At 60.3% G+C, this 17432-nt stretch carries 10 protein-coding genes and 7 pseudogenes; 8 read left to right on the top strand and 9 right to left on the bottom strand.

The features are described 5' to 3' along the window. Nucleotides 1–487: 487 nt before the first annotated feature. Nucleotides 488–826, top strand: coding sequence for a helix-turn-helix transcriptional regulator (locus tag BLT09_RS19945; protein ID WP_029354813.1), 339 nt, complete (start codon nucleotides 488–490; stop codon nucleotides 824–826). Further along, nucleotides 816–2132: a type II toxin-antitoxin system HipA family toxin gene (locus tag BLT09_RS19940; protein WP_091595870.1), complete on the top strand. Its 1317-nt coding sequence runs from the start codon at nucleotides 816–818 to the stop codon at nucleotides 2130–2132. Before BLT09_RS19945 ends, BLT09_RS19940 begins: the two co-directional genes overlap by 11 nt. 355 nt (nucleotides 2133–2487) lie before the next feature. Here the strand turns inward: BLT09_RS19940 and BLT09_RS33790 are convergent, their stop codons facing one another. Beyond that, nucleotides 2488–3078, bottom strand: coding sequence for a hypothetical protein (locus tag BLT09_RS33790; RefSeq protein ID WP_126057761.1), 591 nt, complete (start codon nucleotides 3076–3078; stop codon nucleotides 2488–2490). 272 nt (nucleotides 3079–3350) lie between these two features. Between BLT09_RS33790 and istA the strand changes: the two are divergent. From istA to BLT09_RS35005, 3 genes and pseudogenes are all read left to right on the top strand, one after another. Beyond that, a pseudogene (istA, locus tag BLT09_RS19930) lies at nucleotides 3351–4921 on the top strand (IS21 family transposase). Further along, nucleotides 4854–5169 (top strand): annotated as a pseudogene (locus BLT09_RS19925) (ATP-binding protein); the annotation flags it as partial. The pseudogenes istA and BLT09_RS19925, both read left to right, overlap by 68 nt. A 184-nt stretch (nucleotides 5170–5353) precedes the next feature. Then, nucleotides 5354–5986: a hypothetical protein gene (locus BLT09_RS35005; RefSeq protein WP_164747218.1), complete on the top strand. Its 633-nt coding sequence runs from the start codon at nucleotides 5354–5356 to the stop codon at nucleotides 5984–5986. On the opposite strand, the pseudogene BLT09_RS35000 reads toward BLT09_RS35005, so the two are convergent. The 4 genes and pseudogenes from BLT09_RS35000 to BLT09_RS19910 form a co-directional block, all read right to left on the bottom strand. Continuing rightward, nucleotides 5949–6360: pseudogene (locus tag BLT09_RS35000) on the bottom strand (site-specific integrase). The gene BLT09_RS35005 and the pseudogene BLT09_RS35000 sit on opposite strands and share 38 nt — an antisense overlap. Before the next feature lie 88 nt (nucleotides 6361–6448). Next, nucleotides 6449–6793 carry a hypothetical protein gene (locus BLT09_RS34995; protein ID WP_236473687.1) on the bottom strand — a complete coding sequence of 115 codons (345 nt, stop codon included), beginning with the start codon at nucleotides 6791–6793 and terminating at the stop codon, nucleotides 6449–6451. A 44-nt stretch (nucleotides 6794–6837) separates the two neighbouring features. Continuing rightward, nucleotides 6838–7059 (bottom strand): hypothetical protein, encoded by a 222-nt coding sequence (locus tag BLT09_RS33785; RefSeq protein WP_127323343.1) that lies wholly within the window; start codon nucleotides 7057–7059, stop codon nucleotides 6838–6840. Nucleotides 7060–7355: 296 nt separating this feature from the next. Next, nucleotides 7356–7721 (bottom strand): annotated as a pseudogene (locus tag BLT09_RS19910) (transposase); the annotation flags it as partial. Between the two features lie 607 nt (nucleotides 7722–8328). Between BLT09_RS19910 and BLT09_RS35840 the strand changes: the two are divergent. Beyond that, nucleotides 8329–8499: pseudogene (locus BLT09_RS35840) on the top strand (transcriptional regulator domain-containing protein); the annotation flags it as partial. Nucleotides 8500–8614: 115 nt separating this feature from the next. Then, a complete protein-coding gene (locus BLT09_RS19905) occupies nucleotides 8615–9130 on the top strand; it encodes a DUF2285 domain-containing protein (protein WP_236473688.1) in 516 nt (171 codons plus the stop codon). A 796-nt stretch (nucleotides 9131–9926) separates the two neighbouring features. Here the strand turns inward: BLT09_RS19905 and BLT09_RS19900 are convergent. The 3 genes and pseudogenes from BLT09_RS19900 to BLT09_RS19890 form a co-directional block, all read right to left on the bottom strand. After that, nucleotides 9927–11384, bottom strand: coding sequence for an NAD-dependent succinate-semialdehyde dehydrogenase (locus BLT09_RS19900; protein WP_370463503.1), 1458 nt, complete (start codon nucleotides 11382–11384; stop codon nucleotides 9927–9929). A 202-nt stretch (nucleotides 11385–11586) separates the two neighbouring features. Continuing rightward, nucleotides 11587–12936 (bottom strand): annotated as a pseudogene (locus BLT09_RS19895) (M16 family metallopeptidase); the annotation flags it as partial. A 138-nt stretch (nucleotides 12937–13074) separates the two neighbouring features. Then, a pseudogene (locus BLT09_RS19890) lies at nucleotides 13075–14389 on the bottom strand (M16 family metallopeptidase); the annotation flags it as partial. A 1672-nt stretch (nucleotides 14390–16061) separates the two neighbouring features. On the opposite strand from BLT09_RS19890, the gene BLT09_RS19880 reads away from it, so the two are divergent. Next, on the top strand, nucleotides 16062–16274 hold the full coding sequence (locus BLT09_RS19880; protein WP_008874821.1) for a cold-shock protein: 213 nt from the start codon (nucleotides 16062–16064) through the stop codon (nucleotides 16272–16274). Between the two features lie 222 nt (nucleotides 16275–16496). Here the strand turns inward: BLT09_RS19880 and BLT09_RS19875 are convergent, their stop codons facing one another. Further along, nucleotides 16497–16967 (bottom strand): Ros/MucR family transcriptional regulator, encoded by a 471-nt coding sequence (locus tag BLT09_RS19875; RefSeq protein ID WP_091595855.1) that lies wholly within the window; start codon nucleotides 16965–16967, stop codon nucleotides 16497–16499. Between the last annotated feature and the right edge of the window lie 465 nt (nucleotides 16968–17432).

The following is a 17432-nucleotide window of genomic DNA, read 5'->3' as shown; positions in this document are numbered from 1 at the left end:
GGCCAACCTGGACTCGTCCCGTCCTCGAAAAGCAAATTGTTACGCAGATGCTTGTCCACCCTGACCCGAGCCATCCTCCTGCACGCTTTCGCCGTTGCGCGCGACGAAGACCGCAACGCTTCATCGCGCTTGGCGTAGTGGCACCAGGGACCGCCCATCGAATGACTCATGCGAGGCATCTCAAGGCTGTCCGCGGTCCAGCGCCAGATCTCCGCCTCGCCCGAGGCGCGCAGAGCTGGCCGGTTGTGCAGGAGCCGTAGGCAATATTCGCCGTCCTTGTTCGGATGGGTAACGCTTGCGTCTCCCGTCGCATTCTACCTCGCTTTCCGAACGTAGCCGTGATGCGAACTCTTGCTGCATATAAAGTCGAATCAGGGGGATTTGGATCATACGATACGGAGGCTTGACTTTGGCAGTCGCTCTGCGACGTTACCTATATAGGTCGAAATGAGGTGATATGGCTCATGGATAGGTCACGGAGACCCGAATGACGGCAACGCATAAACGCACCTATTCGCGCTACGCAATGGAAGCGCTTGGCCTTTTCGGTAAGACCATCCGGCTGGGCCGGATGCAGCACCGGTTAACCGCACAGGAGTTAGCCGAGAGAATCGGTGTTTCACGCAGCACCCTGCAGCGCATCGAGAAGGGCGATCCCAAAGTTGAAATCGGACTGATGTTCGAAGCTGCTGCCATTGTCGGTGTGAAGCTGTTCGATGCGGACGGCAAGGGCATCACAGCCCTCACAGGCCGCATGGACGATCGCATCGCGCTGCTGCCGAAGCACGTCTACAAGGCCGGCAAGCAGATCGTCGATGAGTTCTAAGGTCCCCAAGTACGACGAAGCCTATGTCTGGGTCTGGCTGCCGGGCGAGACCGCGCCGGTTGTCGCCGGGCGGCTATATGCCCATGACGGACTCGTCAGCTTCAACTATGGCAGGAGCTTTCGTGAACTGGGCAGCGCGATCCCGCTTTATCTCCCGGAACTGCCCCTGAAGGCAGGCGAATTGCCTTTGCTTCCTGGCCTAACCATGCCGGGATGCATCCGCGATGCTGCCCCCGATGCCTGGGGACGACGGGTTATCCTAAACCGCAAATTCGGTGTGAAGGGCGATGAAATCGCGCGGCTCGATATTTCAGAACTGACGTTCCTGCTGGAATCAGGCTCGGACCGCATCGGCGCGCTCGATTTTCAGTTTTCGCCCACGAATTACGAGCCGCGCGCACTGGCCAATGCCACTCTCGAAGAGCTTGTCCAATCGGCGGAGCGGGTAGAGAAAGGTATTCCGCTCACCTCCGAATTAGATCAGGCGCTGCATCACGGCAGCTCGATCGGCGGCGCAAGGCCAAAGGCGCTGATCGAGGACGACGCCATCAAGCATGTCGCGAAATTTTCCTCGTCTGCCGACCTTTACAGCGTCGTCAAAGGAGAATTCATAGCCATGCGGCTTGCCGCCTTGTGCGGCATCAGAGCGGCATCCGTCTCGCTCGTTCGCGCCGCAGGCAAGGACGTGTTGCTCGTCGAGCGATTCGACCGGATCAAGGTCACGGGCGGCTGGCAACGCAAATCCATGGTCTCAGCGCTGACGATGCTCGCGCTCGATGAGATGATGGCGCGTTACGCCAGCTACCAGGATTTGGCGGAGATCATTCGCCACCGATTCACCGCGCCGTCGGAAACTCTGCGCGAGTTGTTCGGCCGCATTGTCTTCAACATACTTTGCGGCAACACCGACGATCATGCCCGCAACCATGCGGCATTCTGGGACGGGGCTAAGCTCACCCTCACGCCTGCTTACGATATTTGTCCGCAGGCCCGCAGTGGCCAGGAGGCCAGCCAGGCCATGCTCATCAGCGGCAATAACCGCATGAGCCGGATCGCGTCGTGCCTTGAAGCCGCGCATCACTTCCTGCTCAGCGCGCCGGAAGCTCTTGCGATTGTTGAAGGCCAGCTCCGATGCATTGCGGAGAATTGGCCGCGTGTCAGCGAGGAAGCTGCGCTATCCGGCACAGATCGCAATCTGTTCTGGGGCCGACAGTTCCTCAATCCCTACGCTTTTACGGCGCTGGAAGGGAGCGCCGACGTTCTCCGCGCTCTGGCTGACGAACTACGCAACAGTGTTCACGCCTGATCCGGCGCTGGATTTCGGACAAGCTCGGCAAGCGCAAGACGCCCACAATATGGACAATCCTTGCCGTGCCAGCACGAAGTCATGAACAGACGGCTCTTCGACAGCGACAACGTGCACTGCGGAGAGATGTGGAGCTGACAACGCAAGAGCCCACAGACGCGCGACTTCCCACGATACAACTCCACATAACTGAGCGTCTACAAGCGCTGCAGCCAGCGTAACATCCCGCCATCATAGCGATGATTGTCTGATCTTTTGCCGATGACATCACGTCGGGAAAGACTTGTTCGAGCGCTTGCCGCTTCATATCGATACCGGCCCGGGCGTAGCGCACGTTACGTTCAGCCCCGAGTGGCTAGCCATTGACTGATGGTGGCGATGTCAACACCCGCCTTGACAAGGTGGATGGCCGTCGTGTGCCGCAAAGAGCGGTGATGGATGCTTTTTCCGCCAGGGTGGTTCCTTCCCCCGCAGCCATATCAAAATGTTTGCGCAGCAAGTATCGAACACCGAACCGGGTCAGCGGTGTGCCGCGGTCGTTGAGAAAGCCCCTTTGCTCGGCGGGACAGGGCGATACCAGACGAAGGTCAAAATTCGAAGTTTCAGGATTTCCTGAACTCGTGCATCCGTATTGAACATCAGCGAGAACAGCGCGTAATCCCGCTGTCCAGAGGCGTGCGGCGGTCAATACGCGCCAGGACGCTCTTGATTTTCCGGGCCCTTCGAGATATTCGACAGGTGCCACCCGCGCGCCCTCTTGAAGGGAAGTGTCACCACCAGTTGCAGCGTATCCATATATTCGGGGTCCTCCGAGATCAGGGACCGCGCAAAGGTATGCATCGCCGCCAGCCTTGCATTGCGGGTCGCAACTGCCACGCTCGACCTCAAGTGACGTGAGAAAACTGCCGATCCTGTCGGTATTGATGTCGGAGACCGCTTCTTTCAAGAATATCTTCCCGCTCTCCGCGGCATGAGCCCGTGGCATGCTTCGGCCCAATGCGGTGGATTGATGTTTCTTCATGCCACAACCTCGCTGACGAGACCGCCGAAAGCCCCTTCAAAGCGGTCGGTGGCGATCTCTCTCAGCTTTGGAAGGTAGTGCATTGATTTTTCGTGGATGAGGACCCTGTTTAAGGGGTGATTTTCGTCCAAACGGGACCCCTTAACGATGGGGTCATCAAGATGCCTCCGGTTTGATCGGAGGCGTTTGTGTTTTGGATGTTGGTTTTGGAGACGATTGCAAAGATACGTCGGCTGTCGCTGGTCCAGGGGAAGTCGATCAAAGCGATCTGCCGTGAGCTGAAGATCTCGCGCAAGGTGGTGCGCAAGGTCCTGCGTTCTGAGGAGACGGAGTTCCGCTACGAGCGCAAGCACCAGCCCTATCCCCGCATGGGAGCTTGGCGTGAGACGCTGGACCGGCTGCTGTCGGCGAATGCGGCCAAGCCGCAGCGGGAGCGGCTGACGCTGATCCGTATTTTCGAGGAGCTTCGCGGCCTCGGCTATGACGGCAGCTACAGTTCGGGGTGGCGGCATGCTCAGAGCTGGGCGGCGGAACGCGGCAGCGCCGTGGCCGAGGCCTACATTCCGCTGAGTTTTGCACCTGGCGAGGCCTACCAGTTCGACTGGAGTCACGAGATCGTCCTGCTCGACGGCATGACGGTGACAGTGAAGGTCGCGCACATGCGGCTCTGCCACAGCCGCATGTTCTTCGTGAGGGCCTATCCGCGCGAGACGCAGGAGATGGTGTTCGACGCGCATGACCGGGCGTTCGCCTTCTTCCGTGGCGCCTGCACGCGCGGCATCTACGACAACATGAAGACGGCGGTGGACGCGATCTTCATCGGCAGGGATCGCCGCTACAACCGCCGCTTTGCGCAGATGTGCGGGGCATTACCTTGTCGAGCCGGAGGCCTGCACACCGGCGGCGGGCTGGGAGAAGGGGCAAGTCGAGAACCAGGTCGGGCTGGTGCGCGAGCGCTTCTTCACACCGAGGCTGCGCTTCAAGACGTTGGAGGATCTCAACGGCTGGCTGGCCGACAAATGCGTTGCCCAATGCCAAGGCGCGTCGGCATCCCGAACAGGGTGAGCGCACGATCTGGGACGTATTCGAAGAAGAACGCGCCAGCTTCATTCCCTATGCCGGTCGCTTCGACGGCTACCATTGCATTCCCGCGTCGGTGTCGAAGACCTGCACGCTGCGCTTCGACAACAACAAATACTCGGTGCTGTCGAGCGCCGTCGGTCGGCCGGTCGAGATCCATGCTTATGCCGACCGCATCGTCATCCGCCAGGATGGCGCGGTCGTCGGCGAGCACGCACGCTCTTTCGGCCGCAACGAGGTCGTCTACGATCCCTGGCACTACGTGCCGGTGCTGGCCCGCAAACCGAACGGCCTGCGCAACGGCGCGCCTTTCCGGGAATGGGTTCTGCCATCAGCCATGGAGAAGGTGCGCCGCAAGCTAGGGGCGGCCGATGACGGCGACCGGCAGATGGTGTCGATCCTCACCTGCGTTCTGACCGACGGATTGAGCGCGGTCGAGAGCGCCTGCCAGGAAGCGCTCGAGCATGGCGTCTGTTCGGCGGCGGTGATCCTCAACATCCTGGCCCGCAGCCGCGATCCGGCGGCGGGCACGATCCTTTCCATTCCCCAGGCCCTGACGCTGGCTCACGAGCCGGTCGCCGACTGCGCCCGCTATGACAGTCTCAGGAGGACAAACAGCCATGGAACGCACCGAGGTACTGGAACTGATGGGAGCGCTGAAGCTCTACGGAATGCGCAGCGCCTATGACGAGATCATGGGCGTCGCCATCAAGCGACAGCACGAGCCGCCCAGGATTGTCGGTGATCTCTTGCAGGCCGAGATATCGGAGAAGCAGGCCCGCTCCATCAAATACCAGTTCGCCGTCGCAAGTTGCCGCTGGCCAAGGACATCGACGACTTCGACTTCGCCGACACGCCGGTCACCGAACCCCTGATGCGCGATCTCGCCCCGGCGGCGCCTTCGTCGCCGATCAGCGCAACATCGTCCTGGTCGGCCGCCTTCACGGGTCACCCAACTCGCGCGGAAGGTCGACCGCATTGCGACGGGCGCGTGTCGACTTCCCAACCATGTCAGACAGGAGACACAACGCTATCGGAGCGATCGCATTGTCCGAAACGATTTTCCCAGTTGGCACGACGGTTGCGGTCCTATGCAAACTAGACCTGAGAGCCGCACCGCATGAATGTAGCCTCCCAACCTCTCGCGCCTGTGGCGCACCACGAAGCCGGGCACGCGGTGGCCGCCATCGTTTTGATGCGTCAGGTGTTCGACGACGACCGTGAATTCCCTGCTTTCTCAAGTGTTAGTATTTACCCCGACCCCGGTGACGGAGATTACCTTGGTGTTGTCATGAGCAAGTGTTTTTATTCAGCGCAAGGATTCACCTCGAAGCGAAAGCCGATTTTCCAGGACGATTTTGATCGATATTTCGAACGCGATGGTGCGATCCGGCAGATAGTTGCGTATCTGGCAGGTCCTTTTGCAGAATCCGCATTCAAAGGCTATCTGGACCCGTTCGATATGGCGATGAATGCGTCCGACGAGAATGAGGGGAGCGGCGACTACGCGAATGCCGAGCGAATCTATCGTGAGTTGCGGTTCCTGATGCCGCGCCGCCCCGATTGGGGGCGGATCGAAGATCGCACGGCCCGGCTAGTACTCGATCACTGGTCGGCCATCGAAGCATTGGCCGCACATTTGCTGGTCAAGCATGATCTCCAATTCGATGAGGCGCTGACGATTGTTGCGCCGCATCTTCCGCCCATGCCAGCAGCTACGCCGCCAGAGCGTCCATTTCCGCAGCCTGCTTGATCAGCCATTCGATGTGATTTGACCACATCTGCAACGCCTCGCGCTTTTGCTTGACGTAGGTATAGAGATTGTAGATTTCGCTTATGTCTGTCAGGGACGCTGCCTTGTGATTCAGTATGTGCTCGATGACGTGTGGCAATACCTGCCGCCTGCCGAGATTTGTCGCGAGCGTCCTGCGCAGATCGTGAAGGGTCCAGTTCTCCAAAGCCGTTGCCCCTCGCAGGGAAAAGAAACGTGTCATTGGTCTTCGGTACCGACTGGGGGACCGACACCGCCAGTGTGGACAGCGGAATAAGCGTAGGCTCTTCGTTCTTCGTGCGGTCCGCCGATAGGTCCCATGTTCCGGCTTCAAGGTTGAGTTCAGACCAACGCATCGCGGCAACTTCCGTACGCCTCTGTCCGGTCAGCATGAGCAGCTTGACGATGGAGCCGAACGAATAGCCGATATCGCCCGGTTCGGGCTCACAGCCCGTCCATATAGCCGCCAGTTCGGCATCGTTCACCACTCGCTTGCGCTTGACGATCAGGGCCGGATTTTCCAATCCCTCGCGGGGAAACCGCGACGAGCCGTTGCGGCGGTTTGCGACACCGGATAGCCGCCAGTTCGGCATCGTTCATCACTCGCTTGCGCTTGACGATCGGGGCCGGATTTTCCAATTCCTCGCGGGGAAACCGCGATGAGCCGTTGCGGCGGTTTGCGACACCAGTTGAAAATGCCCGCATATACCAGAAGGCCGTGTTAGCCGCTTGCGGGTGACCCCCGGCGACGATCTTCTTGGTGATGTTAGCAATGTCGGTGTCGGTCACATGGGGGATAGAGCGACTCCCGAGGGCAGGCACAAGATACCGGTTCAGGCTGGCCTCGACCAGTTCCCAGAAATCCCATTCTGCCTTGCCGGTCTTTGCAAAGCCCGCTCCCTTGCATTCGCGCCGATCGGCCGACCCCGTTCGAGGAAGGGCGTGATCTGGTCGGCGGCATGCAGAATCCGGGTGGCGCGGCTGGTCCGGTCGGACGCGGTCTGATCGAGGAAGCCAGCCGGAATGCCGGCGGCTCGTGCGGGAAGGGCGTTCATGAGAAGGTCCTGTCGGGCAAGCTGTTTGGGGGCACGATCACCATAGTTGATCAGGCTCCCGAGTGGGGCATTCTCGTAAATGTCGCTTGCGGACGTATGTTTGCTCTTTGTCCAGAAACAGAAAAGGCCCGATGGGACGGCCGGGCCCAGGGCGGTGTTTTGAGGGTCGTTACTCGGCGGCCTGGAGGTGATCGCCGTCGCCGTCCTCGGTATCGTCAGCGCTGATCTGCGCCTGATTGGCAAGGAAGGCTGGCAGTTCCGATGGAGCTATGCTGGAATTTGGGTGACGAGGCTGATCAAGCGGCGCTCTGCGGCTTCGTTTCGATGACCTCGATTCCGTCCAGGAACCTGGCACCTGCGATGAGTTTCGGCAACTGATTTTGTCCTTTCAATCGTCGCCACGTCCTGGCCGCGGCCATGACCAGCTTGAAGACCATCAGCTGGGCGGTTTTCGAGGATAGCGAGCCCTTGGTACGCACCGTGCGGTGGCGAACGGTCGCAAAGACGCTTTCGATGGGATTGGACCTTCGCAGATGATCCCAGTGTTCGGCGGGGAAATCGTAAAACGCCAGGAACGCATTCTGATCCTTCGTCAGGCAGTCGACCGCCTTAGCATACGCCTCGGCTTCCATCTCGATCGCCTGCGCAAGCAATTTGCGCGCGCCGCTGCGAAGTACATCCGTCAGGTATCACCGATTTCGTCGGGCTGACGAAGGCGAACAATGTTGATAGTCTCGTTCATGGCGTATCGCTCTCCTTGAGAGGTACTGGCAGGCTTCATCACCCGCCTCGATACGCCGCTCTCCTCAAACCGTCATCACCCAGTTTCCGCCATAGCTCCCCCCTGATTGGTCCGCTTCACCTGTGCAACTGCACAGGCTGCCATAGCGGGGAGATTGGCCTCCAATGGCGAAAACTTGCCGCAGGAGACCCTCCGATGACCGTGCCTATGGCGCCGCCGCTACGAAAACTTGCCGACAGGCAGCTCCATCCACTGCCGCGCTTCTGCGCCTTCAAGGGACGTCTGGATGGGACGCAGGAGCCGATGACGGTGACGGAATCAATTCCCTCGGCGTGCTCAGGTCGCGCTGGCCGTCACTGTGCGGGTTCAACGGTCTGGTGGCAATTTGCGCACATCTTCTGTCGCCGACAGTGGCGATGGCTGACGCTTCAACAAAAAGGTGCCTTCGACGTCTGCTGCCTTCGCCGGTGCTTTGCGAAGTGGCATAATGTTTCTACGCACGCAGGCGCGGGCAGGGGGTGTCAGTCATGAATCTCCTGACTGGCGCGGATCAGGCCGATTGGCGGGATGAAAGATCATACGACTACACCGCTGGCCTGACGCTGCGGGAGTGGGCTTGGGAGTTCTTACGCCGCAACCCGGCGTTCCAGCGCGATCTGACCGCTGCGCGCCAGCATTGCAAGACTTGGTCTCTCCGACCCTTTCTCGATATGGTCGCGTCGGCCGGCGACCTGTCACGCTGGGGTGTTCTGTTTCGCGGAGTCTTGTGGCCGCGCTTCGGTCGTATTCTGGTGTCCGCTCTGGTGCGTCCATGTGCTGCCGCTCATTGCGGAACGGTTGCCTGCCTCGTCGCCGACACCGCCGTTCGAACTCTCGGCATTGCCCTGTCGTGCAACCGTCCTGCAGGCGCCCGACAAGAGCCAGCATGTTCTTCTTCGCAATGCGGACCACGCGCTGCAGCTCGCCGTCTCGGGCGCGAATATCCTCCACCCTGTTTGCCTGCATACGCAAGCCATCTGGCCCGCGGTGCTTTTAAAGCATCGACTGAGGGGACTGGAGTGCCTCAATGCTCTCAGTCTAGGGCAACATTTGCCCCCCCGCTTGTTTGCGCCGGAAAAGCGCGGCGTCCGTTTGTCCTTCGTTCTTCGTGCGCTCGACGGTTCGCTCGCCGGAGCACCACATCGCGAGCTCGCCGAAGTTCTCATCGGTCAACGGCGCGTCCATGCCGACTGGGCGGATCCTCGCGATCATCTGCGCGACCGCATCCGTCGGGCCGTCTCGCGTGGCCGCGCGCTCATGAATGGTGGCTACAGAGATTTCCTAGTTTGAAATGCGACAGTCCGCGCTGTGCGTCAGTGGATGAACGTTCGCTCGCAGCTGACCCGTCACCAACAGTTCGCCCGCCGACAGATCTGCATGGCGCCTTGCGGGTACGCTCTGGTCAGGCGTCGGCCGACGCCACAATGACATCGGTGAAGTTGCCAAGGCGGTGGTTCATTAGGGCCGGCCTCGACCTGAACCCACATCAGTGGTCGGAAAGCGGCGTGCACCGCAATGTCGCCATAGCAGCCAAGATCCTTTGAGTCCGGACCTGCAGTCCTGTTGGACCGGCGGGTGCAACAATATGGAGGGATTTGAGACCTCACACTGTCCCCTGGACCGACAGCTCGGTCAGACATCGCACTCACCGCTTGATTATGGAAATGGTGTGCCTGTAGTACAGCGGGTAGCGCTTGCTGCGCACTGTCCTAAGAATAGCAATCATGACCCGTCTGGGGGTCTGCAACACGACGATCCAACCGCTTGGGCATTGTCGCATATCCCACAATGTAGAGTGCGCAACAGGGCAAAAGCTGATCCATCGGCGGTTTATCAATGCTTTTTGGCTTGGCACGGCACATGCAACGCAATCGGCAAAAGGCGCACGAACTGAGTGGCCCCATCGGCCCTAGGAGCGCTGACTTATGCCCTCCCAAGGCATGTCCGGCCCGGCAGCGAGCTCAGTCTCCTGCCGGGCATCCGTGTTTCAGGTCAACGGCGTTAGGAACTTCAAATTAGGTGGCGGCATTGACCGCAGGCCGCCCCCGGTGGGCGGCCGGTGGGCGGAGAGACAGTGCAGCAGGTTTCAAATCCCGCCCATGCAGAGATATTTCATTTCCAGATAGTCCTCGAGGCCATGGCGGGAACCCTCCCGCCCGATGCCGGATTGCTTCATGCCGCCAAACGGTGCCGCCTCCGAGGACATGCGTCCCGTGTTTATGCCAACCATGCCATATTCCAGAGCCTCTGCCACACGCCAGACCCGCTTCATGTTGGAGGCATAGAAGTATGCGGCGAGGCCGTAAATCGTGTCATTGGCCTCGCGCACGACCTGATCCGCATCGTTGAAGCGAATGATCGGCGCCAGCGGCCCGAATGTCTCCTCTTGCGCGACTGCCATGACGCTGGAAATCTCGGTGAGGACCGTGGGTTTGAAAAACGTGCCATTCTTGCCGATACGTTGGCCCCCGCATCGTATTGTGCCGCCTTTCGCAATGGCATCTGCGATGTGAGACTCTATCTTGGCCAGAGCATGCCTGTCGATGAGCGGTCCGATGTCCACTCCGGCATCGAATCCGTCGCCAACCGACAAGTGCCGGACTTTCTCCACGAATTTCTTGACGAACTCATCGTGAACGCTCGATTGGACGTAAATACGGTTCGCCGAAACGCAGGTCTGGCCGGCATTGCGAAACTTCGCCTGGATCGCACCGTCAACAGCAGCGTCGATGTCGGCATCATCGAAGATGATGAAAGGTGCGTTGCCGCCGAGCTCAAGGCTAACCTTCTTGATCTGGTCAGAGCACTGACGCATCAGCAGCCGCCCGACCTCGGTCGAACCGGTGAAGCTGATCTTGCGGATCTTGGAATTGGTGCAGAGTTCACGGCCGACGCGATCACCTTCGGACGCATAGATCAGGTTGACCACGCCATCGGGAAAGCCGGCCTGATGGGCAAGGGCGAACATTGCGCCAGCCACGAGCGGCGTCTGTTCAGCGGGCTTGAGCACGATCGTGCAGCCCGCAGCCAAGGCCGGCGAGATTTTGCGCGCCACCATGGAGGCCGGGAAATTCCATGGCGTGATCGTGCCAACAACGCCGATGGGCTGCTTGATCACTAGCATTCGGCGGTCTGTCGAGGGTGCCGAGATCGTCTCGCCATAGACGCGATTGGCCTCCTCGGCATACCATTGCAGATACGCCGCCGCATGCGATACCTCTGACATGGCTTCGGCAAGCGGCTTGCCCATTTCCGCAGTCAGAATCGCGGCGAGATCGCCTGCATGGTCGATGATCAGCTGATGCCATCGCCAAAGAACGTCGCTACGCTCTCGGGCAGTCAACGCGGCCCATCCCGACTGCGCAACATAGGCCTTGTCTACCGCAGCACGTGTCTCCTCCACGCCCATATCGGGAAGCTCTGCCAAAACTTCGCCGGTCGACGGATTGACGACCTCGAACGTCTTATTGCCAACCGGTCTGCCGAGTGCCGGCAGGCGGTCGATGGCTCCAAACAGGTGCGGGGATTTCAGACGGCGGATCATCGGCAGGCACAGGGGCAATACCGGATTCCTCCTCAACGCAGCGAACATCCAGGTCGACAGGCCGTCGGTGTGTATTCTGCACCAGCGGGTTCGTCCTAGGGCCTCGGCAAAGCAGCTGGTAGACCAAACATACGACAACAGTTCCGTTAGTTTGAGTGCCCGCGGTTCATCAGTTGATGGATTGAGCAGCCGGATGTTTGCTTCATCCACCCGCTGCCTGCTGGTGGCGTGCGAGTGTATTCTGCAAAAGGCGGCATACATGCTGAGGAGCGCCGTTTCGGCGAGAGGCCCGCCTGGACCGCCAATGCCGCGCAAGGCCCGCGAAACGACTCCGCGGGTCTGCATGATCTGCTTGGCCCACCGGCCTCCATATTCGCTCTTCCCACGAGAAGCCCCAAGGAAGAAGGAAGGCGAGATGAGTTTCTTTACTCATCCTTGCCGCCCAGCGGCGGCCGACCACCAAAATGGCGGGCTCGGCCGAAAGCAGCTTCTTGGCCGCCGCCTTGACCTGTTTGAGCGTCACCCGACCGATGCTGCGGGCGCGACGCTGGTTGTAGTCGACGTCGGCCTTGTGAATCTGCAAATCCAGGAGCCGGTCTGCAATCGAGCTGGTCGAGCCCAGACGGTCAATGGCATAGGTGCCGATCAGGTGCTTCTTCGCCGCCTTGAGCTCGGCCCCGGTCGGTCCTTGCTGCGCCATCTGCTTTACCACATCTCGCACGATGCTCAGCGTTTGGGCGGCGCAGTCCGAGCGTGTCTCTGTCGTAACCAGAAGCTTGTCAAGGGTCAGTTCAGAGCTGACGTGATAGGCAAGGCCGCGTTTTTCGCGCACCTCCTCGAAAAGGCGGGAAGTCATGCCCGAGCCGCCGAGGATGTCATTCATCAGCACGGTGGCGAAGTGATCCGGCGCGCTACGCTTCACGCCAGGCCAGGCCAATCGCAGCGAAGTCTGCGGCAGGTCGCAGTTCTCCTCCACCAGTTGGCCGAGCTTCGGTACGACATCGGCGACGGGGGCGAGGGTTTGTTGCTCAGGCAAGTCACCAAACAGCTGGTCGAGCCTTTCCCTCAGCGTGTTTGCATCAATGTCACCGACCACGGCAATATGGAGCCCGTCGCGAGCGAAAATCGCCTTGTGGAAGGCGAGGAGGTCGGACGGCGTGATGCCGGCCAGGCTCTCTTTTGTGCCTTCTCCCGGCCTCGAAAAAGGATGCGTGCCATAGATCGCGCGCAGCCATTTGCGCTGAGCGATTGCGTCAGGGTCGCGCTCGCTGCCGACGATGTCGGAGACAATCTCGGCGCGGACGCGATCGATCGGCCCCTGGTCGAAGCGCGGCGCGTTGAGTGCGAGCCGAAGCAGGCCGAACGCGGCGTCCTGCTGTTTGGGAAGCATGCACACCGATCCGCAGATGTAGTGTCTTTGCGCCTCCAAACCCATCTCGGCGCCGGCATCGTCGAGCTTCATCTGGAAGGCATCGCTGTCGTAATTACCGGCGCCTTCGATGAACAGGCCGGCCATCAGATTGGCCATCCCCTCCTTCCCGACCGGGTCCTGCGTGATGCCGCCGTTGAAGGCAAAGCCGATGTTGACGATTTCCACTGTGTGGTCCTCCACCAGCCAGGCGATCATGCCCTTTTCGGACTTCACCTCCTGGATGTTCATCGCAGCATGGGGCTGAGCGCCGAGCGTCATCTCTTCATTCTCCGTCTTGGGCAAGAGATAGCCCGTGGTCGAACGGTCGAACGCGAGATAGCGGGCGGCAACTGCTTTGATTTGCGCGGCGGTAACCCTGCGGATGCGAGACGGCCGTTCCTCGACATCTTTCACGGTGCCGCCGGTGGCCAGCGTCGAGCCGTATATGCAGGCGAGGTCGTCCTGGTCGTCTTCGGCAAAGATCATATCGCGCACAAAGCGCTCCTTGGCCTTGCCCAGTTCCTCGCTGCTGACACCATCCTTGGCAATGCGAGCGACTTCGGCAGCGGCCGCCGCTTCGAGATCGGCCAGCTTGGCATCGCCGCGCGGCGCGCCATAGATGGCGAACCTGGTGTCGTCGAGCATGGTGCCCTGGAAATAGGCGCAGGCGCTGGAAGCGATACCTTGCTGGACAGCGAGCGCCTGGTAGAGCCGGCTGCGGTTACCGCCGCCGAGGATTTCGGACAGCAGGTCGAGCGCTTCGGCCTCGCCCGGCTTGGCGGTATGGTAAGACGGCACCACCCACTGCGTCGAAAAACTGGGCACGCTGACGCGGGCGTCGGAGAGCGTGACGGTGCGCCTGGTGTTCTGCTCGGGCTCAACCGGCCGGATGCGCGGCGGCAGGTCGGGCCCGCGCGCCACCTTGCCATAGGTCTTCTCGGCCAGCACCTTCACCGTCTCCGGCTCGACATCGCCGGCCACGATCAGCACGGAGTTGTTGGGCCAGTAGTATTTTTCATAGAAGGCGGTGGCGTCGACGCGGTTCAGCTGCTCGATCTCCTGCATCCAGCCGATGATCGGGATGCGATAGGGCTGGTTCTGCCACAGCGTCGCGTCGATCTCCTCATGGAGCACGTCCTGCGGGTTGGTGTCGGTGCTTGAGCGGCGCTCCTCGATGACCACGTCGCGCTCGGTCTTGACGACATCGTCGGTGAGGATGAGGTTTCGCATTCGGTCGGCCTCGAAGCTCATCATCAGCTCGAGCGCCGACGGCGCCACTGTCTGATAGAAGGCGGTGTAGTCGGAGGAGGTGAAGGCATTTTGCGAGCCGCCGATCTCGAACACTGCGCGGTCGAATTCGCCGGCCGCATGGTTGGTCGTCGCCTTGAACATCAGATGCTCGAAAAAAATGGGCAATGCCGGATTTGCCCGGCGGCTCGTCGGCGCTGCCGATCTTGTACCACACCATGTGGCTGACGATCGGCGCCCGGTGGTTGGGAATGACGACCACCTCCATGCCGTTGTCGAGCACGAAATCCGTCGCCTTGCCGTCCTCCCATGCGACGGGGACCGGAGCCGTCCTCGCGCCGCCCAACTCGGTCGCAACGGACGTCCTGCGAAGCCCGTGAGTGCGGGGCTTGCTTGGTAGTTCTGATAGGGAGAGTGGGATTATGGGCTGGGTTCCTGGCAAAGTGATTTGTTCCTCATTTTGAAGGCTCTATGTCTCCCGACGCTTATTGGGAGAAAGTGGATCGGCACGCGACGCCGAGCCAGATGAGCCGTCAGCGTGTTGCCGGGCCTGACGCGGGCCTCATCTTTGGATGCGTCCGGGGAACGTTCGGCAGTATTTTGGTGGGGCCATGGGAAGTCTGCTCGTTATCCATTGGGTGTTTGCGGATACCTGAGCATGCGCCGTGCCAAGTAAGAAAGCCCCGATTTGCAAGGTTTGATCCAACCTTGATACTTGCGATATCCGACATTGTCGGGCATCCGACAGAAAGCGCCTTTCGCCGGCGCGCCGGCTACGGCGCTCGCCTCCTCCGGCGTGACGACGATCCTTTGGCGGGCGCCGCGCACACCGATCTGCCCGCCTATCAGCACCGCGACATCGAAGGACAACGCGATCGTGACTGATGGGTCTTACGCAAACATGCAGCAGTGCCACCGCCATCAGGACTTCATCCGCCCCTCAAAGCCCCGAGCGCGAGGGGACGACGTGTAAGGCAACATGTCATCCTCGACAATGATGCCGCGCATAAAGAGGTAAGGTCCCTCGTCGTACCGGCGAGCCCCTTCGCTGGGTTCGCCGAGGGTCTGGTTTGCGAACGTCGACCGACAGCATCACGCATGGGCGGCCGGATCGATAGACAAGCATTGACCGTGCCACCAGCGCATTGAGGGCAGCGCAGAGTCCAATTGGCCTGTGCCAGCCGGTATGCTGGAGCTTCAAGTGTGGCCAGCCAAGCGGGCTGGGATATCCTGGACCGTCCAGATTGCAACGCACGACGCCTGGTCATCGCCCGAACGTTCATTGACGCTCAGCGAAGCTTGCGTCATCCGGACGATCTGGGAAAAGCTTGGCCGGGCCGGCGCCTTCCCAGGCGCACGGGACGCGCGACGACCCATGTGGACCTTGGATTTCACTCCGCACCTACGCTGCTTTGGCCTTGTCAGCAGCCTGGGCGGCATAGCTGAGTCCCGCCCTTGCTCAATCTGCCAAACCATCTCGCTCACAAGCGATCGGGTGGTTTGTGCCGTCTGAACGCGCATTGTCAACTTGCCGACAGTCTGGGGTTCCGAACCCGACAGTTGATTCAAACCGACAATGGCCCGCCTCAGAAGCAGGCAACCGCGCTTCGTAGCAGGCCGAAGCTAATCGAGGTTCGCGGGTCTCGGTTTGAGTGTGCAGTGTCGCTGCGCGCCTGATCTTTCGGTCTGATGACAAAAACATCGTCATTTTGGCCGACGATATCGGTCAGGAGCGGGTATTGCGGTCGAGCAGCGACCCAAGCACGTCCACAAGATGTGCCGAGTTTGCAGGGTTGGGTCATTGTTTCTGTCGACGTTTGAGCGACAGCGCACGACGAAACGTCTGGCATACGCCTCGTCTGGCACGCGCCTCGCATGTGTGGCAGGTGCTGCTGGAGATCAGGCGGTCGAGTGGGCCTTGCAATTTTCCGATTTTGCTGCGCCTAAAGTCTCGTGTACAAATCAGGCTGGCGTGAATGGCCTGCCTAAGTTGCGACTTGTTACAAAGGAATGGATATATGGCGACTGGAACGGTGAAGTGGTTCAACAGCACCAAGGGTTTTGGTTTTATTCAGCCCGACAACGGCGGTCAGGATGTCTTTGTCCACATTTCCGCTGTTGAACGAGCGGGCCTGTCGACCCTTAATGAGGGCCAGAAGATAAACTACGAGGTCGAACAGGATCGCCGCACCGGCAAGTCCTCTGCAGGCAGCCTCAGCAAGGCTGGCTAACGCGTGCGGCAAGGATGCGGCATACTCCGAACGCATTGACCGGCTCGAAACCCGGCCGGAGCATGCAACCAGGTAATGCCGCGGCAGCGATTGCTGGAGCCGTCGCGAATTCCTCTGGAATGAGGCTCTTGGACGGGAAAGGCGGGGCTCGTCCCCGCCTTTTGATTCCGCGCAGATTGGGCCTACGGCTGCCGCGCGTCCCGAACGACTGTTGATACGGATTTAGGCTGCGACCTTTTTGCGGGTCCGTTTCGCCGGCGCCGGCACCGGGGCTTCCGGCTCTTTCGGTTTGCGGCCGAGTCCGATGGTCTTGGCCAAGGCGGAGCGCGTAGCGGCGTAATTCGGCGCCACCATCGGATAATCCGACGGCAGACCCCATTTGGCGCGATATTCGTCCGGGGTCAGACCATAGTGCGTCGACAGATGGCGCTTTAGCGATTTGAATTTCTTGCCGTCTTCAAGGCTAATGATGTAGTCCGGTTCGATCGACTTTTTGATCGGGACAGCAGGTTTTTTCACAGGCACAGGCTCTTCTGCCGGTATTAGTCCGGCCGTGCCTTTTAGAGCCCCGTGCACTTGGGCGATCAGGGCAGGAAGCTCCCCCGCCGGGACGGGGTTGTTGGAGACGTAGGCTGATACAACCTCGGCAGTGAGCTCGATGAGGATGTCGGTGTTGTGGGCTTCTTCTGTCATAAACTTCTCCGGGCAGCTTGAAACACAGTCGGGCGAAGTGTCGCTACATAGTGGCGGTTGACGCTGAAAGCAAATGGATCGACGGGTGCGCTGCTCCCCACCATTGAAGTCTCGGGGAAGTATCCCGTCATCGTCCATCGGCCTAGAGGCAGCGTATTGCATTATGGGAGCGGTCGCGCCTGCCCCAAGTTAGAGGCAGGCATTCGCGCGTGAATTAATCAAATCCATCCTGAGCGTATCTCGCGTGGCAACCACGAAGGCGCTCTGGCAACGAAGCGAGGCGGATGGCCTTGCGGGTGGCCGAGAGATGTCATCCGGCTCTCCTGCCGACCTCTGCCGGCCAGATCTGGAGCAACAGCTTTGCGCAGATATGGCTCTCTTCAGAGGCCATCTATGATGGGAGCCGAGCGCGTCTCGAGCCGGGGAATAGGCTGCACATGCGCTGTGCCCACCTATTGCGATCGT

The organism is Mesorhizobium muleiense, from assembly GCF_900099905.1.
GTDB classification, from domain to species: domain Bacteria; phylum Pseudomonadota; class Alphaproteobacteria; order Rhizobiales; family Rhizobiaceae; genus Mesorhizobium; species Mesorhizobium muleiense.
This window is presented reverse-complemented; position numbering and strand designations above follow the sequence as displayed.